Origin of the sequence: Spirosoma flavum, from assembly GCF_042686045.1 — a bacterium.
Taxonomy (GTDB): Bacteria; Bacteroidota; Bacteroidia; order Cytophagales; family Spirosomataceae; genus Spirosoma; species Spirosoma flavum.
In genome coordinates, this window is sequence record NZ_JBHUOM010000002.1 from 95,362 (window position 1) to 117,572 (window position 22,211).

At 47.0% G+C, this 22,211-nt stretch carries 18 protein-coding genes; 12 read left to right on the top strand and 6 right to left on the bottom strand.

The genetic code is table 11. From position 1 onward, the window contains the following. The first annotated feature begins 4 nt into the window (after window positions 1–4). The 7 genes from ACFS25_RS05875 (at window position 5) to ACFS25_RS05905 (ending at window position 9,255) form a co-directional block, all read left to right on the top strand. Window positions 5–958: an acetyl-CoA carboxylase carboxyltransferase subunit alpha gene (locus ACFS25_RS05875; protein WP_381497534.1), complete on the top strand. Its 954-nt coding sequence runs from the start codon at window positions 5–7 to the stop codon at window positions 956–958. A gap of 207 nt (window positions 959–1,165) precedes the next feature. Beyond that, the gene (locus ACFS25_RS05880; RefSeq protein ID WP_381497536.1) at window positions 1,166–1,804 is read left to right on the top strand and encodes an HAD family hydrolase; all 639 of its coding nucleotides are present in this window, start codon (window positions 1,166–1,168) and stop codon (window positions 1,802–1,804) included. Window positions 1,805–1,902: 98 nt separating this feature from the next. After that, window positions 1,903–3,054, top strand: a complete 1,152-nt coding sequence (locus tag ACFS25_RS05885) for a site-2 protease family protein (protein ID WP_381497538.1) — start codon at window positions 1,903–1,905, stop codon at window positions 3,052–3,054. A 62-nt stretch (window positions 3,055–3,116) separates the two neighbouring features. After that, window positions 3,117–3,686 (top strand): RNA polymerase sigma factor, encoded by a 570-nt coding sequence (locus ACFS25_RS05890; RefSeq protein ID WP_381497540.1) that lies wholly within the window; start codon window positions 3,117–3,119, stop codon window positions 3,684–3,686. A 5-nt stretch (window positions 3,687–3,691) separates the two neighbouring features. Further along, entirely contained in the window at window positions 3,692–4,474 is a 783-nt protein-coding gene (locus ACFS25_RS05895) for a hypothetical protein (protein WP_381497542.1), read from the top strand. Between the two features lie 18 nt (window positions 4,475–4,492). After that, window positions 4,493–6,349 carry a S8 family peptidase gene (locus ACFS25_RS05900; RefSeq protein WP_381497545.1) on the top strand — a complete coding sequence of 619 codons (1,857 nt, stop codon included), beginning with the start codon at window positions 4,493–4,495 and terminating at the stop codon, window positions 6,347–6,349. A 206-nt stretch (window positions 6,350–6,555) separates the two neighbouring features. Next, on the top strand, window positions 6,556–9,255 hold the full coding sequence (locus ACFS25_RS05905; protein WP_381497547.1) for a CHAT domain-containing protein: 2,700 nt from the start codon (window positions 6,556–6,558) through the stop codon (window positions 9,253–9,255). Here the strand turns inward: ACFS25_RS05905 and ACFS25_RS05910 are convergent. From ACFS25_RS05910 to rpiB, 5 genes are all read right to left on the bottom strand, one after another. Next, a complete protein-coding gene (locus ACFS25_RS05910; RefSeq protein WP_381497549.1) occupies window positions 9,218–9,838 on the bottom strand; it encodes a 3'-5' exonuclease in 621 nt (206 codons plus the stop codon). The two genes, ACFS25_RS05905 and ACFS25_RS05910, sit on opposite strands and share 38 nt — an antisense overlap. 223 nt (window positions 9,839–10,061) lie before the next feature. Beyond that, complete coding sequence (locus tag ACFS25_RS05915; RefSeq protein WP_381497551.1) at window positions 10,062–12,035, bottom strand: S9 family peptidase; 1,974 nt, start codon at window positions 12,033–12,035, stop codon at window positions 10,062–10,064. A gap of 112 nt (window positions 12,036–12,147) precedes the next feature. Then, window positions 12,148–14,271, bottom strand: a complete 2,124-nt coding sequence (locus tag ACFS25_RS05920; RefSeq protein ID WP_381497554.1) for an FUSC family protein — start codon at window positions 14,269–14,271, stop codon at window positions 12,148–12,150. Window positions 14,272–14,302: 31 nt separating this feature from the next. Beyond that, window positions 14,303–16,069: an ABC transporter ATP-binding protein gene (locus ACFS25_RS05925; protein WP_381497557.1), complete on the bottom strand. Its 1,767-nt coding sequence runs from the start codon at window positions 16,067–16,069 to the stop codon at window positions 14,303–14,305. A gap of 14 nt (window positions 16,070–16,083) precedes the next feature. Beyond that, on the bottom strand, window positions 16,084–16,515 hold the full coding sequence (rpiB, locus tag ACFS25_RS05930; RefSeq protein ID WP_381497559.1) for a ribose 5-phosphate isomerase B: 432 nt from the start codon (window positions 16,513–16,515) through the stop codon (window positions 16,084–16,086). Between the two features lie 130 nt (window positions 16,516–16,645). On the opposite strand from rpiB, the gene zwf reads away from it, so the two are divergent. From zwf to ACFS25_RS05955, 5 genes are all read left to right on the top strand, one after another. After that, the gene (zwf, locus tag ACFS25_RS05935) at window positions 16,646–18,142 is read left to right on the top strand and encodes a glucose-6-phosphate dehydrogenase (protein WP_381497561.1); all 1,497 of its coding nucleotides are present in this window, start codon (window positions 16,646–16,648) and stop codon (window positions 18,140–18,142) included. A 13-nt stretch (window positions 18,143–18,155) separates the two neighbouring features. Continuing rightward, the gene (locus ACFS25_RS05940) at window positions 18,156–18,506 is read left to right on the top strand and encodes a cupin domain-containing protein (protein WP_381497563.1); all 351 of its coding nucleotides are present in this window, start codon (window positions 18,156–18,158) and stop codon (window positions 18,504–18,506) included. 41 nt (window positions 18,507–18,547) lie between these two features. Continuing rightward, on the top strand, window positions 18,548–19,270 hold the full coding sequence (pgl, locus tag ACFS25_RS05945; protein ID WP_381497565.1) for a 6-phosphogluconolactonase: 723 nt from the start codon (window positions 18,548–18,550) through the stop codon (window positions 19,268–19,270). Between the two features lie 57 nt (window positions 19,271–19,327). Next, the gene (locus tag ACFS25_RS05950; protein WP_381497567.1) at window positions 19,328–20,836 is read left to right on the top strand and encodes a capsule assembly Wzi family protein; all 1,509 of its coding nucleotides are present in this window, start codon (window positions 19,328–19,330) and stop codon (window positions 20,834–20,836) included. A 218-nt stretch (window positions 20,837–21,054) separates the two neighbouring features. Further along, window positions 21,055–21,231: a hypothetical protein gene (locus ACFS25_RS05955; protein ID WP_381497569.1), complete on the top strand. Its 177-nt coding sequence runs from the start codon at window positions 21,055–21,057 to the stop codon at window positions 21,229–21,231. A 236-nt stretch (window positions 21,232–21,467) separates the two neighbouring features. On the opposite strand, the gene ACFS25_RS05960 is transcribed toward ACFS25_RS05955, so the two are convergent. Further along, window positions 21,468–22,211 carry a hypothetical protein gene (locus ACFS25_RS05960; protein ID WP_381497571.1) on the bottom strand — a complete coding sequence of 248 codons (744 nt, stop codon included), beginning with the start codon at window positions 22,209–22,211 and terminating at the stop codon, window positions 21,468–21,470.

A 22,211-nucleotide genomic window follows, 5' to 3' on the forward strand; every position in this document is an offset into this window, starting at 1 on the left:
TTCTATGCGAACATACCTCGATTTTGAAAAACCCATTGCTGACCTCGAAGCACGGTTGGAAGAGACTAAGAAATTAGCTCAAACCAGCAATGTAGACGTCAGTGAAGCGGTTAATATATTGGAGCAGAGCATTGATAAACTGCGCCGGGAGATTTTCCAAAACCTGACGCGCTGGCAGCGTGTTCAGCTGTCGCGTCACCCTGACCGACCTTATACGCTTGATTATATTTCGCTCATGTGCGACCAGTTCATTGAGCTTCATGGCGACCGTACGGTTCGTGATGACCCGGCTATGGTGGGCGGTTTTTGCGAGTTGGGCGATCAAACGGTCATGATTATTGGACAGCAAAAAGGTCGGAATACGAAGCAGCGCCAGTACCGTAACTTCGGCATGCCCAACCCCGAAGGGTACCGGAAAGCACTGCGGCTGATGAAGTTAGCCGAGAAATTTAACAAGCCCATTATTACATTAATTGACACGCCGGGCGCATTTCCGGGTCTGGAAGCCGAAGAGCGTGGACAGGGTGAAGCGATTGCCCGCAACCTGAAAGAGATGTTCATGCTGACGGTACCTGTTATTTGCATCGTCATTGGCGAAGGTGCTTCGGGTGGTGCCTTGGGCATTGCCATTGGCGACAAAGTACTCATGCTCGAAAACACCTGGTACTCCGTTATCTCGCCCGAAAACTGTTCGACTATTCTCTGGCGTAGCTGGGACTTTAAGGAACAGGCAGCCGAAGCGATGAAACTGACTGCCCGCGATATGAAATCGAATAAATTAGTGGATGAGATTGTGGAGGAGCCCCTTGGCGGAGCGCACAATGACCATCAGGGAATGGCAAATCACTTGAAAGAAGTTATCCTGAACACTATTGCTCAATTAAGTGCTCTCGACCCGCAGGAGCGTATCAATCAGCGTATTGACAAATTCTGCGAAATGGGCGTTGTGGTGGAGTAATTGTTTGAGAATAAAACCTAAAAGCTGCTGGTACTACATCAGCAGCTTTTTTTATGCTAAAGGTTCGATAGGGCTTTAGTATACATCAGTCTCCGAAGCGGCCCGACGTTCTTTAGGGTCAACTTTGCCATTCTATTTCACCGTTTGTCTGCAAATCTAACCTTATCTTTGATTCCCGGTTTATTTAAGCCAGAACTGAACCTGCGAATGGAGTCTATACTCGACAAATCAACGCTTAAAAACCTCATTTTCGACCTTGGTGATGTCATTATCCCAATCGACCTGACTGCCCCCGTTCGCAACTTTGCTATGCTGGCTAACTTGCCTGAAGACGAAGTGCGCGCCATCTGGAAGCAGCATTCCATCTGGGATCAGTACGAAACGGGGCTAATTGACGACGACGCATTCAGAAACCATGTTCGGCAACTGCTCAAAAATGACCAGTGGGCCGATGAGGTGATTGATACGGCCTGGAATACCGTTCTGCTCGACTTGCCTATTGAACGCATCAAACGCATCAAGGAATTAAAATCGACTTATCGTCTGTTTCTGCTTAGCAATACCAGCCCAATTCATATCCGGCAGGTTAATCGTGTGTTGACGGGAATGGACCAGCCAACGCTGGAGGAACTCTTTGAGCGAGTGTTTTATTCTTACGATGTTCGTTTGATGAAACCATCGCCCGAAATTTACCGGCATGTGCTGGCTGAAGCTGGGTTGGTAGCCGAAGAAACAGCTTTTTTCGACGATAATGGGGCGAACATCAAGGCCGCTGCCGAGCTTGGTATTCAAGCCGTGCACGTACAGCCACCTATGACGATTTTGAACTATCTGGAAAATATATGATGTGGGGTATAAAATTGGGGCTACCCGTATAGAATTCTGCTAGATAAATCAGACCGCCGAGTGGCACCGATTCTATATTCATACAGTATACATCAATAATGAATCAACAAACTAAAACGTACCTCCTGCACGGAGGTCTTTTTTTAATTACCCTGATTACGACCACTATGGCAGGTGCCGAGTGGATGTTTGGGCGGTTATTTATTCCGATAGAGGGGATGAAAACACTCGGTTGGTCGGAGTTTGTCGCCGGATTCCAATTTTCAGTACCATTTCTGGCTATTTTGACCGTCCACGAATTTGGGCATTATTTTACGGCTAAAGCCAATCATGTGCGTGTAACGTTGCCGTACTACATTCCACTCTGGATTGGTATTGGGCAGAGCATCGGTACGCTGGGTGCCTTTATTCGAATTCAGGATTACATTAACAGCCGCCGAAAATACTTTGACATTGGTATTGCCGGACCGCTGGCCGGGTTTGTGCTGGCGTTAGTTGTGCTCTGGTACGGTTTCTCACATCTGCCCCCCCCTGAGTTTATTTTTACGATCCACCCCGAATACAAGAAATGGGGCCTCGATTATGGCCTGTATGCCTATCAGAATCTGCCAGAAGGTGGAGCGGTCGGTTTGGGCGATAACTTGCTATTTAATTTCTTCAAAACCTACGTAGCCGACCCTGCCCGATTGCCGCATCCCTACGAAATGATTCATTATCCATTCATATTGGCAGGCTATCTGGCTTTGTTTTTTACCTCATTAAACCTCATTCCCATTGGGCAGTTAGACGGCGGTCATATTCTATATGCACTTATCGGACGTAAGCGGTTCCAGTGGTTGGCGCCGGTGCTTTTTACCGCGTTTGCCTTTTATGCTGGCTTAGGAACGTTCAAGCCATCTGATTTTGCCGTACAAACCGACGAGGCATTTTTCTCGCAGTTAGGCTATTTCGGGCTCTATATTGGCTTTCTTTATCTGGCCTTTTCGCGCATTAGTGAAAATCGTATGACATCTCTGCTCATTACCCTAAGTGTTGTCGCTGCCCAGTTAGTGTTGTCATGGCTTCGGCCCGATATTGAAGGGTATTCTGGTTTTCTGGCATTCACATTTGTTTTGGGGCGATTCTTGGGAATTTACCATCCCGAAACCGAACTGGAAGAACCTTTGGATACAAAGCGGCAAGTGCTGGGCTGGATTGCCTTGATTGTCTTTGTGTTATGTTTTAGTCCGCGCCCTTTTATGATTTCGTAAGACCGTTCAATCAATTACCTAAATTTACTTATATTACCGTCGCAGAATGTCCTATTTATTTTATGCGACAGCTTTCCGACGCTGAATTGATGGTGGGTATCCGAGCGGGCGGCACGCAACGTCGGCTCTACGAAAATAAATTATATCAAAAGTATCAATACCTAATTACTGATGGCACTCGTAAACACCGACTGACTGAAGACGAGTGTGCCAGTGCGTATTCTGATGCTGTTTTAACGGTCTTGGAGCATATCAATAGCGGGCGTTTTGAAGGTCGCTCAGAACTCAAAACGTATCTATATCAGATATTTACTAATAAATGTGTTGACGAAATTCGGAAAAAGACGACTAACCGAAGTAGAGTCCACTATACCACTTCTCTTGACGATTCACTGATGCAACTACCCGACGAAGCCCGTTCGGTAGTTCAACATCTTATAGCGCAGAGTGATGTAGAAAAACTTCATCAGCAACTGCGTGATCTGGGCGAGAAATGCCGCACCATGATTTTATCTTGGGGCGAGGGGTATTCCGATGACGAAATTGCCCAGGCAATGGGTTATAACTCGTCCGCTGTGGCAAAAACAAGTCGCTTGCGCTGTATAGAGAAATTACGCGAACGTTTTCGCTAAATACTATGAATACTGATCTGGAAATCATTGAAAATTATGTGACCGGCCAACTCTCGTCCGACGAACGGGTACGCTTTGAAACGGCTCTTCGCACCGATCCCGCCGTTGCTGATGCACTGGCTTTTTACATGCTTACGAAGCAGGTAGCGCGGGAAGAGTCCCGCAACCAACGCAAGGCTGAGTTCGATGCCCTGCGTACCAAACCTGCATACCTTACCGGCGAAACGAAAACTCGTACCCGACCTATGTGGAGTGCGCCGATGCGTTGGGTTGCTGCCGCCGGTATTTTTCTGTTACTGGGTTTAGGCTGGTACTTTTTTCGTCCAAGAGCAGACTCAACCGTATCAATTGTTAGTCAGCAAGTTGACAATTATACATCTGCTCATTTCCGACAGTTACCGACAACGATGGATGGCGGTTCTACTGGATCGGGAATGGTTGATAGCCTGAAAATGGGCGTCGGCCTGTTTAACGAAGGTAAACTTGCCGAAGCGGGTGCCGTATTTAACAATGTGTTGTTGCGACATCCCAACAGTGACGGTGCCTTAAAATATGCCGGTATTGTTTCCTTTCGTCAGGGCAATTACGACAAAGCCATTAGCCTGTTCCATCGCTTGAGCCAGCGTACAGACTTGTATGGGAATCCCGGCCCATTCTATGAAAGCCTTACGCTGCTGAAGCGCGGACGACCGATAGATAAAAGCCAGGTGAAAAAATTGCTTGATAAGGTGATTATCAACAACTTGGAGGGGAAAAAAGAGGCAGAATCCTTGAGAAATCAGTTATAACCTTTTACTCCCGAACCCATGACGACCGAATCCACTCAGCTTAACGTTGACGTTTCTAATTTCGGTAAGGTGCCCGTTCAAGTCAAGTATGACCCGGATCGAAATGTACCAATTGATATTACGCATTGCCCACCGGGTGGCGGTGAAAATGGCAGGAATGGTACTGATTATGACCCACGATTACATTTTAAAAACGACCGGATTGTCCCGTTTATTGACCCGAAGAATAGATTACCCCAGTATGCTATTCAGAGACAAAAAGTAGTTACTCTGACGAAAAGTCAACGTGATCAATTGCTGGGCGGGACCCTATCAGTGGGTACGTTGTCGAATAAGGATAGACCTTGGACAGAACTGGAGTCCATATCTCGGGAGCGTATCAAACGTGTTATCCAGAGTGACTGCCCGGACTCAGATTTAAGTGATAACGGCGAAGAATTGTACACTGTTTTGCTGGATTGGGAGGAGAAAACCTCAATGACTTTCCCCGATTTATCATTTCGAGACTCAACCGGAAATATAACTCAACCGATCTCGCAGACAAATAATTTTCTTGTTGTCAGCGTATTAGATGGCACCAATAATCCACCGGTACGGCCTCCCGTTACTGCATCGGGGCCGCTAAATACCCAGCCAAGTGATTTCAGACCAGCTACGCCTGATGACATTCACTATTACCAGCAATATAGCGGGAAAGATAATGGGCCAGCGGTGGCAGTGTTGGATACTGGTTTGAAATACAACCTTCTTAATCCGAACGAAGAAAATCAGTGGCCCGACCCCTATATGTACCGGGATGCGGATGGGCAGGAACGACGATTCACGCTCGCGTATCAGGACCAATTAAACCCTGTCTGCGGGGCCGTAATGGCTGATAATCATCTCGGTTACTGCGCACTTCTGGCCTACCGCGAACACGACTTCATAAATAATATAAAGTCCTTAACGACCACAAACCTACTAGCCCCTTATTCGTCGGCGGATGTAATGAATAGCCCTTTCGACGATTTTCGGCTTTTCAAGGATCCAGCCGATGAGAGTAGTATTCTGGACGCCCGACATGGTACATCTGTTACGGCTATTATTCAGCAGAACGGCGATGACGCGCCAGTGTTACCCGTAAAAGCGTTCGACAATATAGGTTTTGCCACCTTATTTGATGTGTTAAATGGGCTTAATTATATAGTGCAGCGGTGCAAAAGCACGAACATAAGAGTTGTAAACACCAGTTGGATTTTTGGCCGGGATGAACCATTATTAAGGAGAAAAATCGAGCAATTGATGGAGGCTGGCGTGTTCGTCGTGGCGGCAGCGGGTAATGAAGGGCAAACCGTCGATCGAAATTTAGATGCTGTAAACGTTTACCCTGCCTGTTATAGCAAGACGTTTCCGAACGTTATTACGGTTACCTCTGTCAGAAAAACGTATTTCCCCCCTGATCTTCTTTCGCCAAAGGAGGATTCACTTGTTGAAAAAGCCCTCTCTCACGCCATTGATTTCGGGCTGTTTGGGGCAGTGGATAAAGTGGCTCAGCTTGTTAATACTATAGTTCCAACGGCTGGGTACGTAGCTGTAGAAAACTATTCGACTACCTACGTCAATGTTGGTGTCGTCAGTACATTCGGCTTTTTTCGCAGCCCCTTCTGGAAAAGTCCCATCATACGCGGTAGTTCATTTGCCTGCGCATTCGTATCTGGTTTTGTAATTCGTCAAATTCGTACAAAGGCTGACCTATTGGAATTAGTGAAGACAGGCGATATAGCCAAGGCTCGCCAAAAGTTACTGGAAGCCATGAATGGAGGTGTAACGGACACAAACTTAGAGAATGAATACGTGAATGGGGGATACTATCTCAACGGGTATTCAGTTGATTGATAATAAGTTATCTATATTATTTTCCTGAAGCGACTTCTAGCGTTGGATTGACAAAACGGACTGGTTTTGAACCAATATAGGCCACTTAAAACGGTATTATTCCGGTTGGTATGGGTTATTCTTTGCTTCGTAATTGCCTCGTAGCCTGGGTATTGGTATCCGGGCTATCTTGTCATGTATTCGCCCAACGTCTTACACAAAAACGGTTGCAGGCTACGCTAAAGCGTTTATCAGATCAGGCTGATCCCAGCAACCAGGTTGATGTTTTACACAATTGGCAGCAACAATGGCAGCAGTGCGGTTATCCGCCCGACTCGACTTACATTAATGGTTGGCTGCAAGTGGGATTGGCTCACCTTTACCGAAATGAATTAGTAGCGGCAACACAAGCCGTACAACAGGCTGTTCGGTTGAGTAAGACTCGACGACCTATTATCGCTATTGACCAACCGGCTAAAGCACTCTACCGATTAGGCATGCTGTTGACTGAGCAGAATCAACCGGCAATAGATGTTCTTCAGCAAGCTGTTCAGCAGGGGCGGGGTATCCGCTCGGCAGACCGATGGGTGAGTGGTGCCTATTTATACCTGGCTTACGCCTATTACTCGGCTGGGGATTTTCAACAGACTTTAAACAGTGCTGAGAGTGGCGAGCAGGTAGCCCGAAATACGGGTGACAAGCCGCTAATGATCAAGATTTTACACGAAAAAGTAAAAGCACTAACTGTATTAGAGTACTATGAGCCCGCTCGTCAAGTCGCTGAACGAGCTGTATTACTAGCAGAGCAAGAGAACAATAAAGCAATGATAGCCAGAGGATACCAGTTGCTGGGCGACATCTCTAAGCATCAGAAACAACTCACTGATGCGTTAAAATACTGTCAGCTTGCGTTTCGGATTGCCCCACCTACTGATCCTACCGTGCCCAATTATGCGGTAGAAGTGGGTATGCTGTATTATCAACTTGGGCGATATGATCAGGCAATTTCTTATTTTCAATATGGGGTTGATAAGAATACAAATTCCTATGCGAAGGCTTACTCATTAGATCGGCTGGGCCAGGTTCACCACCAGAAAAAAGCATTTTCACTGGCTTTACAGTATTACCAGCAGGGGTTGGTGACTATGCCAATCGGTTTTCGAAATCCGGCCAGTACAAGTTTGCCCGATGCACGGTCTATCCGACAGGCCGATCAAAAAGATTATCTTCTAGCGCTTATTCAGGATAAGGCCGATACCTGGCTTGATTATGCTAAAGCAACAAACAACAATCGCCAACGGCTCCAACACGCGCTCGATACATATACGGTTGTCGATCAGATGATTGATTTTATGCGATGGGAACACACGGGTCAGCAGTCGAAATTGTTCTGGCGGCAAAAAACGCGGGCCATATATGAACGGGCTATCGAAACCTGCTATTTACTTGGCAACGCGGAACAAGCATTTCGGTTTCTGGAGAAAAGTCGAGCTGTCATGCTAGCTGATAAATTAAACGAACTCAGTGCACGACAGAAACTTTCTCGGCAACAACTGGAGCAGGAGGAACGGTTGCAGCAGGCTGTGAGCAGTCAGCAAAGCCAACTTGCAGACATAAAGCCCGACGATAGTACGGCATACAACTCGACCCGGATGGCTTTATTCGCCAAACAGGATAGCCTGGCTACGTTTCTGAAAAATCTTGAAGTATCAAATCCGGCCTATTACACCTATAAATACGACAACACGACAACCTCATTACCAGATTTGCATCGTTACCTAAAAAAACAGCAGAGTTCGCTTATAACGTACTTTGTGGGTGATAGCACCTTGTATGTGATGGGTGTTACAGGCGACACGGTCATGTTACGTAAACAGTCTGTCAGGACTTATACGCAAACGCTGCGTCAGTTTGATTCGTTATTGGCTAATTCCGAAGCCATGAGCAAAACTACTAACGTCGGGCGTTTTCGACGCCTTAGTAACAGCCTGTATCGTCAGTTGCTAGCTCCGCTGGCTCTGCCCAAAGGGCGGGTTGTTGTATCGCCGGATGGGGTATTTATTCCATTCGATGCGCTGAGTAAATTATCCAATCAGTTCGATTATGCGGTCAATGACTACGCCTTCAGCTATGTTTATTCTGCCAGTTTACTGTTAAAAAATAGACTGGGCCAGGTTCCTAAGCCCGGTTATCAGACGGGACGTTTTTTAGGCGTGGCCCCTGTTGAGTTTGCCCCAGTTTTGAAACAGGTTACGCTTCCCAACTCAGACAAAGCCCTACTGTCTATTGCCGGGCGTTTTGCGTCACCAACGTTACTACTGCACGGAGCCGCCACACGTAAGGCTTTCTTAGCTGAAGCTGCCACTGCGCGGACTATACATCTGTTTACACATGCTGCTGCCGATAATACTGATCGGGAACCTACACTCTATTTTGCTGACTCGACATTACAACTCTCCGATTTGAGCGATAATGCCTTTCCCAATGCGCAATTGGTGGTGCTGGCGGCTTGTAAAACAGGTATCGGAGCCAATCAGCGGGGTGAAGGTGTGTTTAGTCTGGCGCGAGGCTTTGCCGCTTTGGGCGTACCAAGTGTGCTGACGACCCTATGGAGCGTTCAAAATGAAGCAACTTATCAACTGACTAATCTTTTTTATACGTATTTAGACCAAGGCTTGCCAAAAGATATAGCCTTACAACGTGCCAAGCAGGACTGGCTAAAAACCGCCGAGGGCGTAAACCAACTGCCCAATTACTGGGCAGGTCTGATCGTGGTGGGTAGTGCCGATCCACTACCCCGCCTAAATTTTGTTTTATGGGGAAGTATCCTGTTCGTACTGACAATCATTGCCAGCCTGATTTTCTGGCACGAGCGTCGAAGTCGCCAGATTAGACTACCGGAAGTTTCATTGCTTCAGCCAGCGTAAATACTTCCTTTAAACACTGTGCCGTTAGGACTGCATCTTCCAGCGCGTTATGAAATCCATCTTCGCGGGCAAAACCAAAATGACTGGCAATTGCCGTTAGGCTCAAGCGGTCGGGCACTTTACGGCCATTGGCTTTTAGAACCTTGAAGGTAAAGTAAGCCAGCGTGTGCAGATCGAGCAACACGCGGGAATAAGGCCACTTAAGTTTCTCATAGCGGTAGGCTTCCTTCAGAAAATTGATGTCGTTGATAACGCTCTGCCCGCAAATAATTACATCGCGCAAAAACGGTGTTCGGTCTAATTGACCTTTGGGAACACGCATGCCAAGTTCTTTACAAATCCACTCTTCGAGTTCGGGTAGTACGTCATAAATCATGGGCGCATCTTCCAAATCAGCCAGCGACAGATTGTGAATCTTCTCGGAAGAGGACGAGAACGCTTCTTTATTTTCTGGATATACGTTTGTAAGGTACCGCCCTTTCTCGACCCAATTATCGTCGAAGAGTACGGCACCAATCTGAATTATCTCGTTGTAGTCTGGCTCGGGACCAGTCATTTCGAGATCAAGGACTAAATAAGACATAGGTTGATATTGCTTGTTTTTAGGGGATTAGGGCTGACTTGACTTTCAATACAAAAAAAGGTGAAAAACTATTTATTAATTTTTCACGGATGAAACATTTTAGGGCAGTTGGGCGTTTTACCTATAACTGTCTCAAAAAGCCCCGGTAGGTCAATCTATCGGGGCTTTTCTATTTGTGTGATGGTTGAGAGAAAAGCGACCACTTTATCAAAAAAGCCTCTTCTCAAAGGGATTCTCCCCAAATATACTTACTGAACCAACGGTAATTTTCTTCCATAACCTGCCGCATCGGCTTGGGCTTGGTGATACCATGACCGAAGCCTTTGTAGACGACCATTTTTACCGGTACGCCTTTATCTTCCAGGGCTAACCGCAATTCGTACGCATTGGCAATGGGCACGCGCCTGTCTAACTCACCATGTTGAATAAGGGTGGGGGTTTTGGCCCGATTGATATAACTAATAGGCGAGGTTTTCTGATAAATATCGGCATTGTCCCAGGGCGTTCCCTGTAGGTATTGACGGGTAAACGGCGTAATGTCGGTGTTCTGATAGTACGTAGCCCAGTTCGAGATACCCGCCCCCACGGAGGTCGCTTTAAAACGGTCGCTATACGTCGTGATAAAGGCCGAAATATAGCCGCCCTGACTCCAGCCCATCGCGCCAACTTTATCTTTATCAACCAAGCCCTTGCCAATCAAATAATCGACCCCTGAAATCACGTCGTCGTAATCACCCAAGCCCAGATTCTTGACATTCAACGCCCGGAATTTGCCGCCATAGCCCGCTGAACCCCGGTAATTGGGGCGTAACACAAGTGCTCCCTTCGCCGTAAACTGTTCAACTGGATAATTACGATCAGCCGTTACAGAGGGTAAATCGATACCCGTGGGTCCACCGTGAATAACAACCAGCAGTGGGTATTTATGTGCCGGATCGTAATTGGCAGGTTTAATTAAAATCCCCTCGATTACGTTGCCATCTATCGATTTCCAACTGATTACCTCACGAGTCGCTATCTTGAACGAAGCTAGTTGGGCACCCATGTCGGTCAGCATTTTAGGCGAAAACACCGCTACTGCCGACGTTTGAATTTCGGCATACTGATTCGGCAAAGCACCCAAGAAGGCCATCTGACGACCGTCTTTACTGAACGAAAACTGTGTAGCAATTAGATTGTCGGGTTTGGTCAGGCGGTCTGTTTTTTGCGTGGCAGGGTCTATTTTGAATAAATGGGCAGTGGTTTTCTGGTACCCGCTAAACAAAATTCCGTCGGGAGTCCACTCCAGCAGATTCGCGTTTTCGTCGAAGGTATTCGTGATTATTTTTGGGGTTCCACCCGTGGCTGGCACCGTAGCAATGAGCCGATTCGTATAGAAATAGAACTCGTTCTCGTTGGCAGTTGTGAACGCGATTTGTTTCCCATCGGGCGACCAAACCGGGTTCTGGTCGGGGCCTTTTAAAGAAACAATCTTGCGTGTCATTGTATCGCCAAGGGTTAGTACATATAAATCGGACGTATGACTATTGATCAGGTCGGGGTTTTTTGACGCGTCAAACGCAATTTTCTTTCCATCGGGCGATACCACAAAACTGCCTACTGAAAAGCCAATCCCTTTGGTTAAGGCTTTACCCTGAGACGGTTTCTCATTGGCCAGACTGTCGAGCAGATACAAGTGAACCATCTTGTAATCATCGCGGACAACCTCATAATCACTGTATTTTTCCTTACGATCTTTATCCGTTTTGGCGTCGGGTACGGTAGCCGAAAAAATGATTTGTTTGCCCGTAGGTGACCACTTAAACGCCGTCACCCCGGTTTCAAACTTAGTTAGTGGCCGGGCTTCACCACCACTTGGACTAATCACATACAGTTGCGATTTCTCGTCGCGTGTTGACAGAAAAGCCAGCCACTTCCCATCGGGTGACCAAGCCGGACTATTGTTCGATTTTTTGGAGTTGGTTAACTGAAATCGATCGCTGGTTGTAGTGTTAGCCAGCCAGATATCGGTGTCATAAGCATTATCGTCCCAGTTGGTTTTGGTAACGGTGTAGGCGACCCACTTGCCATCGGGCGACAGTTGCGGATTCGATACACTCTTCATCGAAATTGACTGATCAATTGTGGGGGCTTGCGCCAACGCACCGTGGGAATTAATCAGATAGCTTAATAGAATGAGGCTGTATAATGATTTCATGCGAGGAAGTGAGTGATTATAAGATTCTTGAAGATAAAGAACTTCAATCAGGATTGATTCTTTTTCAATCCTTTGAAGCAAATAAGGCTAAATATTCATTGGGTGAAGCCTCCTATTTTATTCGTTCGACTATTTTTCCGATGTCGCTGCTAACCTGCTGAATAAAATTCAGTTGCTCAGTCAATAAAGAATCGTCGGCAGTTGGGAGAGGTTTATCTATATCTGTAGTCTGTTCTGGAAGTGGTTTTTCCGGCTTGATACCCAATCGCCGTAAGCTTTCGGTCAGCGTAAATAGAGCACGTTTGACCGGGCGCAACAAGGAAGTTGGGTAAACCTTAGGCTCGTTTGTAAGCTGGGCAGAGGTAATCGTAGCAATGTTGGCCGACAAAATGTGGTTCAGCACAACAAATTCATAGATCAACTTTTCGTTTCGCTGCTTATGCTTTGGTTCCGATAGCATCCGATCAAAAGCCGCCGATAAATTGGCCGACGTGACATAAACGTCTTTACGGGCCAGTTTATAATCAACCAAGGCGATAGGTCGGCCTAACAAACTATCAAGTAGTAGCTGAACATAGCTGACGTTGGCTTTCAGAATAGCCTGCATCGGTTTGGTTAGCTGATCGGACTCCCATCGTGGAAAAAGTACATAACTCGCTATGAACGCAATAATTCCACCGAGTAGTGTATCGAAGAAACGTTCTTCGGCGACGCCTAAATAGCTGATACCTAAAAAACTAAAGAGAATTAACACAAATGGCGTTACACAAATAACCATCACGATATAATTAATGCGCTGGGCACTATAAGTTCCCAGCATAAACAGCACCATGAAACCGAACTGCACATCTCGGTTTGGAATGAAGGTTAGAACAAACACCCCAATCAGGCCACCGGCCAACGTGCCACTGATACGTTCAATATTTCGCTGTTTAGTGAGACTAAAGGCCGGTTTTAAAATGACCGAAATAGTTAACAGCACCCAGTAACTATGATGCCCGTAGGGGAGAAGTTTGGTGATAACGAACCCTAGTAACATCGCTATCGAGACCCGTACCGAATGCCGAAATACCGACGAATTAAGCGTAAGATTATCGACAAACGACTTTAAATCAATCTCCTGATGTGAGACAAAGCGACCATATTCCATTGCTTCATTGTCAATGGGGCTCACGTTGGGAAGAGCAAGGTTTTTTTGTAGCGCCGTTAGCCGTTGGCTTATCGTCCGTAAACTGACTAACACTTTCTTGAGGACCAATGTGCTCCCTTCCTGATCGCTAAGCGCGTCGATGCTGCGTTTCAGATCTTCCAGCCTCGGGCTAATATCGACGGGTTTGTGAAAAGGAACGGGTAATTGAATGGCTAACCCGATATGATCCAACTCGACCGATAATCGACGAATGGAGCGGGCAATCTGATCGAGTACACCCGACTTGCCAAAACGCTCGCGAATGTCGGAGTAGTCATAATACATGGCTATGATTTGCTCATACAGATCGACTATGTCCACAAAGGTCAGTAGCAGCAATCGGCCCGTCCGGGTTGACTCGGTTACAATTCGCCGACTTTTAAAGAGGATTTCCCGCACCGCGTCCTGCTTCTCGCTCACATCTACCTGCTGGGCAATTAGCCGACGGTAGTTGTCATCCAGTAGGGTGGAGGTGTCATAAAAATCAGCTTTTATAGCCATGAGCTTAGCAATCTCGTGAATGCACTGACCCAGCGCCTGTTGTGCTAACCGGTAGGGTTGCAGGCGTGACGCCAATAAACTAATTGTGCTGTACCAGACGCTCCCAAGTAGCACAAGGACGCTCTCACGAATAACACCCGGTGCATCCATCGGGCGGTCGAGCATCAGAATCATGATTAGTAAAGCGGCTGTGCCAACGGAAGTTGCCCGGTTGCCGTAGATGGCAAACATGGAGAAGAAGAAGCTAAACAGCAGGATCTCCACACCTAGCGTGTAGGAATTCATGCGGGCAAAACCCGTTACGAACGTTACCAGAAAGCTGATTACTGCACTGCTAGCCATACCATTTCGGCGGTGCAAAACCGGACCGGGCGCATCGCTCAGACTAACGTTCAGCGCACCCAACGACATGGCCATTCCTGTCTGAAGCTGCCCGAATTGCGCTAGCACTAAAGAAGGCAGTAGAATAGACAGCGTTATTCGCAGACCATCAGAAAAATACTGGCTGGACAGAAAGTAACTGACTTGCCGACTGCGTTTATTCATAAGGCGACTTTCTGTTTAATTCACGCAGTGGTTATGTCGCAACGGTCAATGGACCTGTCTTGCGCTCACCGATTTGCTGCCGCCACATGGCATAATAAAGACCCTTTTGAGCAACTAATTCATCATGACTGCCCGTTTCGACAATCTTGCCTTTCTCCAACACAAATATAGTATTGGCATGCAAGATGGTCGAAAGCCGGTGAGCAATCAAGATGGTAATCTGTTCGTTCAGCGCCGACACGCTCCGAACGGTATCCGTAATTTCTTCTTCGGTTAGAGAATCCAACGCCGACGTTGCTTCATCAAAAATTAATAATCGTGGATGCCGGACCAACGCGCGAGCAATGGATAACCGTTGCTTTTCACCACCCGACATTTTAATGCCACCTTCGCCAATTTGCGTGTCAAGCCCATTGGCCGAACGGGCCAGCAGATAATCGCAGGCCGCTTTGCTCAACGCGTCGAGCATTTCAGCTTCGGTGGCATCGGGTTTGACAAATAATAGATTTTCGCGAATTGTTCCGGCAAAAAGGTGCGTATCCTGCGTGACGAAACCGATTTGCCGACGCATGGGATTAAACCGAATATCTTTTGTCGAGATGTCGTTGTAATAAATTTCACCGTCTACTGGTCGATAAAGTCCGACCAGCAACTTCACCATCGTGGATTTCCCCGAGCCGGATGGTCCCACAAAGGCAATTGTGTCGCCGAGTGTGGCATCAAATGTGACCCCATCAATGGCGTTCTGGTTGGCCCCTTTGTGTCGAAAAACTACATCGTCGAAGCGTAATCGTTCCAGTGGTCCCACCACAACCGGCGAATCGGGATTGCGCTCTGTGGGTTTTTGCATCAACTGGTCGAAGCTATGCAAGCCTGCTTCGGCCTCACGGTAGGCCAGAATAATGTTGCCTAATTCCTGTAGCGGGTTGAAGATAGCAACCGAAATAAACTGCATTGAAATCAGTTCACCTGTGCTCAGAACATGGCGAAAAATAAGCCAAAGTAAAGTAAAAAGCACCGATTGTTTCAGTACGTTGAGTGTGGTACTTTGCCAAAATGACAGCAGCCGTACCCGCTTAACTTTAAACATTTCCAGGTCGAAAATTCGTCCTGTCTGGACTTTGAGCCGTCTGATTTCAGGAAATGTCAGCCCTAAGCTTTTAATGAGTTCAATGTTGCGCAACGATTCGGTTATGACGCCCGATAACAGGGCTGTTTCCCGATTGATAGACCGCTGAGTTGTCTTGATTTGGGTGCTTAACAAACCTGTCAGACCGCCCAGCAGTAATACACCAATCAGAAACACCGGGACCAATGCCCAGTGTTTCGTGAAGGCATACCAAATGAGAAACCCGATGCCCACGATGGACGAAAACAACACATTGACAAACGAGTTGATAAACTTCTCGGTGTCAGTACGGACCTTTTGCAGAATGGACAAGGTAGCACCGCTACTTTGATCGCCAAACTCCTGATACGATAGGCGAAGCGTCTGTTTTAATCCATCATTAAATATATCGGTGCCAAATTTCTGAACCACTAACCGCGTAACGTACTCCTGAAATGCCTTGGTTATGTTCGACAAAACGGCTACGCCAACGGCTATACCTAACAAGTATAATACGCCCCTGATTTTCTCCGAATCGGTTTTTTGACCGGGATTCGTAGCATATTCATCGATAAGTTTACCGAAAATAATCGGGTCAACTAGCGCCAATATCTGGGCAGTACCCGCCAGTGCTAATGCCAGTATAGCCAGCCAGCGATAGGGCTTCAGGTATTTCCAGAGAATAGGCATCGATGAATGAATTGTTACTTGTCCAGTTCCTGAATCCGGGCCAGATGACGGCCCCCTTCAAACGGCGTGTCGAGCCAGATTTGAACTAATTTGAGGGCCGTTTCTTCAGTCATCATCCGTTCGCCGATGGAAATTACGTTAGCGTCGTTATGCTGTCGGCATAGTCGAGCCGTTTCTTCATTCCAGCATAAGCCGCAACGAACACCCTTAATCCGGTTGGCCATCATGGCTTCGCCATTTCCCGAACCGCCCAGCACAACGCCCCGGTCAACCTCGCCCGCAGCAACGGCTTCGGCCACTGGCCGGATAAAAAGTGGATAGTCAACAGAGGGTGTTTCGGCGTATGTGCCTTTGTCAATGACCTCGTGCCCGAGACTGGTGAGGAATTGTTTGATGGCTTCTTTATAAAGGAAACCAGCATGGTCGGAACCTATGGCAATTTTCATGAGTAAACAAAAGAAATGAAAGACAAGGGCCAAAAGTAGCAGAATCGTGTGCTAAGATGAAACCTTAACTGCGTAAACTTGTTCGGAAAACAGACTGGCGGTAATTTGCAGCCCGTCAATACAACCGACTATGATTCCAGCAACTAATCAGCGTCCACCCGCTACTATATTATTTATTTTCGGCGGTAGCGGTGATTTAAATCTCCGCAAGCTTACCCCGGCTCTTTACAATCTATATATAGATGACTACTTACCCGAGCAGTTTGCCGTGGTAGGTTTAGGGCGAAGTTCTTACACAGACGACTCATTTCGAGAGCGATTGCTGGAAGGCGTTCAGTCGTTTTCCCGACGGAAAAATGGGTCTGATGATACCTGGAAAGACTTTTCGCCCTCGGTAACTTATTTGCAAATGGATGCCGGTGATGCTGGTGCCTATACAAAACTGTCCGACTTTGTAACCGCTAAACGAAACGAATGGGGCGAGCCGCTGAACGTTGTATTTTACCTGGCGGTGGCTCCGCAACTGGTGCCTGGTATTGCCACCAACCTGGGTAATCTGTCGCTTTGTGACGATAAATCGCACGTTAGAATTGTGGTTGAAAAACCATTTGGCCACGATCTTAAAACGGCCCAGGAGTTAAACACGTTGCTCGGCGGGCTGTTTGCCGAAGAGCAGATTTATCGGATTGACCATTATTTAGGTAAAGAAACCGTACAGAATATTCTGGCATTACGTTTTGCCAATTCGCTTTTTGAGCCAATCTGGAATCGCCGATACGTTGAATATGTGCAGATTACTGCCTCTGAAACAGTAGGTCTCGAAGGCCGTGGCGGTTATTATGAAGGGTCGGGTGCGTTGCGCGACATGATTCAGAACCACTTGCTACAGGTACTGTGCATGGTGGCAACCGAAGCGCCCATCTCGTTCGATGCCAACGAAGTTCGCAATAAAAAAGTAGACGTGCTGAACGCTATTCGCCGGATTAAACCGGAAGAGGTAAAAGATGTGGCTGTTCGGGGACAGTATGGTCCGGGCAAGAAAGATGGGAAAGATATTCCCGGTTATCGGGAAGAAGAAGGAGTAAAACCCGATTCGGCCACGGAGACGTTTGCTGCTATCAAGCTTTTTGTTGACAACTGGCGGTGGGAAGATGTGCCTTTCTACCTGCGTACGGGAAAGTCACTTCCCGAAAAAGCAACTGTCATTACAATTCAGTTCAAGCCTGCGCCATATTACGCTTTTCCCGAAGAAGCAACTACAAACTGGCAGTCGAACCGGCTTACCATCGGCATTCAGCCAGCGATGGACATACGACTGAAATTTCAGGCAAAACGGCCTGGGCAAACCCTTGCTATTGACCCGGTTGAGATGGTCTTTAGCTATAAAGATGCCTATGAAGGACAGGAGCCGGAAGCGTACGAAACATTATTACTCGACGTGATGACCGGCGATGCTACGTTATTTATGCGGGCCGATCAGGTTGAAGCTGCCTGGAAAGTTGTTACGCCGATTCTGGAGGCCTGGGAAACTGAAACGCCCGAATTTCCAAACTACGCGCCTAGCTCGTGGGGGCCGGAAGCCGCTATGAAACTTGTTGAGAAAGACGGTTTTCAGTGGATGACCTAATAGCCAAACTATTATGACAACGAGCCAGTTAGCCACTCTTTTTGTAGATGACCAAACCTTACCGTGGGAGTCGGTAGCGGAGGGGGTGAAACGTAAAATCATGACCTACGATGCCAACCTGATGATGGTGAAGGTTGCTTTTGAGACGGGTGGTGTCGGAGCGCCCCATAGCCATATGCACACGCAAATGAGTTATGTTGCCAGTGGTGTGTTTTCCATTACCATTGCCGATGAAACCCGAATTATACAGCAGGGAGACGTCTTTTACGTTCCGTCAAATGTTTGGCACGGAGCCGTTTGTGAGGAGGCTGGCGTATTGGTCGATGTGTTTACACCCATGCGCGAAGACTTTGTGAACCAGTAAGGCCATATCTTCAAGATATAGCCTTACGTTAAGAAGACTTTATGGAACTCATTATTAAGAAAAATCCGGCTGATCTGGCTAAAGCGGCTGCTGATTTTATTGCCAAACGCATTAAGGATGTCTTGAAAAAACAGGACCGCTTCACCATTGCGCTGTCGGGGGGGAGTACACCCAAAGCGTTACACGAATTACTGGCAAAACCGCCCTATGTTGATCAGATTCCGTGGTTGCAACTACACGTATTCTGGGGAGATGAACGCTACGTACCCATTGACGACGAGCAAAGTAATGCGGGTATGGCCTATGATACGCTGCTTGGCCACGTTTATACGCCAGAAGATCAAATTCATGTGTGGCGTACCGACCTCGAACCCGATGTTGCGGCTGCTGATTATGACCGAGTGCTGCACGACTATTTTGACGATACTAACCCTACTTTCGATCTCGTCTTGCTCGGCATGGGCGACGATGGGCATACGCTCTCTCTTTTTCCCGGCACCGAGGTTGTTCATGAGAAGACTGCCTGGACGAAAGCTTATTTTCTGACTCAGCAGAATATGTATCGCCTAACGCTGACCGCTCCCCTCGTGAACCGGTCCTCCTGCGTAGCATTTTTAGTGGCTGGTCCCAAAAAAGCCGAGCCGTTGAAGGAAGTGCTGGAGGGCGACTACAATCCCGACAAATATCCATCGCAGATAATCAAGCCGGTGGATGGGGACTTAGTTTGGCTTGTGGATGAAAAGGCGGCTGCCAGTTTAAATTAGGCTTTAATTCTACTCAAGATTATAGTAGGTACTTTTGCGCAATCTCCCTATGCTCCGATGCGCTTTTATACTGGCTATCTTGTTACTATATTCCTGTTTTTTGATAATTATAAGGTAATAGGCCAGCAGGATTCTGTAGTTAGAACTACTCAAATTTCTTCTGAGGTTGGTGCCTTGCTGACCTCTGGGCGAATGATACCATTTTGGCAGCGCGCCAATCAATATGGTACAGCGCCTTTGGCAGGGTCGTTTGGTACGGTGCGTCTGGGCGTATCGTCTGATTATCGTGCATTACCATCCAGGCGTGTTGACTGGGGATATGGGCTAGAGGTTGTCGGCAATGTAGGTGGGTTGAACCAACAAATTATTCTACCTCAGGCATATATTAAGGCTCGCTGGCGACAAATTGAGTTATACGCCGGTCGTCGTCGAAATATTATTGGGCTAGTCGATACACTACTGACATCTGGGGCCTACTCAATGTCGGGAAACGCGTTGCCCTTACCAACGATACAATTAGGGACACGAGGGTATGCACCCTTACGGTTTACAAAGGGCGTTATAAGCATCAACGCTACATACGGGCATGCCTGGTTTGAGACTGTTAACCGGAAGGTCTATCATACCCTGCTTCACCAGTCTTCATTTTATTTGCGGGTAGGTAAACCGTCGTGGGCTTTTCGGCTATATGCAGGCATCAATCACCAGGCTGTTTGGGGCGGTTACTCGCCTTATTTGGGGTCAAACGTATCTAATGATGGACACTTGCCGTCGAGTCTGAAAGCCTATTTCTATGTCGTAACCATGCTGCCTTCTTCTGATCTCACGGTAGACGGAAATATTTCGACGTTTGACGAAACAAATCGTGTCGGGAATCACCTTGGCTCGCTGGATTTAGGGGCTGAGTTCGATATTGGTGATTGTACATTTCTGGTTTATCGGCAAAATCCCTATGATACGGGAGCCATCTGGTACTTGACTACGATTGCCGACGGATTGAACGGGCTAAGTATCCGACGTAAACACAGAGGACGTAGATTTATTTCGGTAGATCGTGGGCTGATTGAATTTCTTTATACCGCCAATCAGGGTGGTAATCAGTTTGTTATTGACAATCCACAGCTTCGGGGCAAAGTAGACTATTTTAATAATTCGCAATATATCGATGGTTGGACAACTCGCGGACATATTATTGGAACGCCTTTTATTACTCCAGAAGGCGACATTCGCCCGAATATGCCGTATGGGCCTATTGCCAACAATCGCGTATCAGTACTTCATGCCGGGCTTAGTGGGCGTATTGGCGAGAGTGGTACCTGGTTAATAAAGTTGTCAGAGAGTCAAAATTTGGGAACCTACAATGCCCCGTTCCCTAGCCCACTAAATCAGTTTTCGGGTTTAGCACAAGTGTCAGCACCGCTACAAATACCGCTGCTTGGCGATACTCGATTGAACATGAGTGTGGCCGTAGATCAGGGAAGCCTACTACCTAATGCTGTAGGATTTTATGCTGGACTCCGCAAAAATTTATCCCTTAAGTCGCCAGCATCTCCCGAGCATCGCTAACGTGTTGTCTCTCTGTTTTTCCGATAGGGCCAACTACCGCTTGATACCGATCTGATACGACTGGAATGTAGCAATTTCGGGTAATTGTGGGCCTGTAAATAGGTGTGGGACAACTTTGAAAATGAGAAAGGGCGTCAATTAATTGACGCCCTTTCTCATTACACAATAACAAACTCAAGTACTATTTAATCGAATCTTTCTTGGTTGTGTCACTCATCATGGTTGACGATGAATCCCCAGCCATTTTGGTTGAGTCACTCATCATTGATGTGGTGTCTGTTACCGTTGTAGACGATTCCGTTGATTCCGTTTTCGTGCTGGAACAAGCTGTAGCCAAAGCCATCATCGAGAGAAAGAAGAATGCAGATTTTGCCATGTTGATGCTGAAATTATAATGGTTAGTATGTTTCTACCCTGTTAATTCATGAACAGTAGAAAAGTAACCCATGTAACTTCTTAAATTTCTAGATTTCGCCAACTATTTTAACACAAATCGTCGAAAATTTAGTTGATGTACTCTATACAAACAGTTTTTTAACCGGGTGTTTTTTTAGCTTAACGCCAACAAGTAATTTTGACTTTGTAGGTTAAATGGCTTAAAAAATAATTGATCTGGTTGACAAGGCAGCACTTAAAATAAGTCTTTTAACTGTTTCGTTAACGCCCGGAATTCACTTATTTCATACCACTCATCGGTACCTAGATTAAGCCATTGACCATCGCGTTTAGGCCGTTTGAGCTGAGCCTCATCGGGGTCGTAATCGTGATCATATACCTGACTCATTAGATGTTGTAGTGTTGACCAGGGTAGTATTTTTGTTTGCTCGCGCTGGTTTTCAACACGCTTTATTTTAACCGTACGCTCCGCAAAGGAAGCTGTTACCTGTAATTCCTGTTCGCCTTGTGGATCGTTGAAATTTAGGTACACTAGCTCAAATGGGCGCTCACGGCCCATAGACTCATAAGAAGCCTGAATCAATTCCTGCATCAAATACTGCCAATCATCACCTTTGGCTGGCTTTCCCTGGATTTTGTTGCCGCCATCGGGGTCAATGGTAATTTCCCAGAAATCATCGTCCTCGTCCAACTCATCTTCTTTGATCGGTTGCAACCGTGTCTTACGCACTAAGTTGGCTATGGTTTTCCACCAGCTTTCGGGTAGTTGGCCCGACCACGAAAAATCATCGTCACGCGTGTAGCCTTCGGCGATTAACTCGTCGTCGTCAATATCGTCCCGGTCTGGATAGGTGATCGCGAGATTTACCGCCACGGCGTTGGTAGCAACTGGATTAATTGTCAGTGTATAAAAATAGGCGTAAGGTGCGGGCAGCGACCGGGCCGTCTGGTAGCGAATCTGAAGACTTTTGAAGGACAT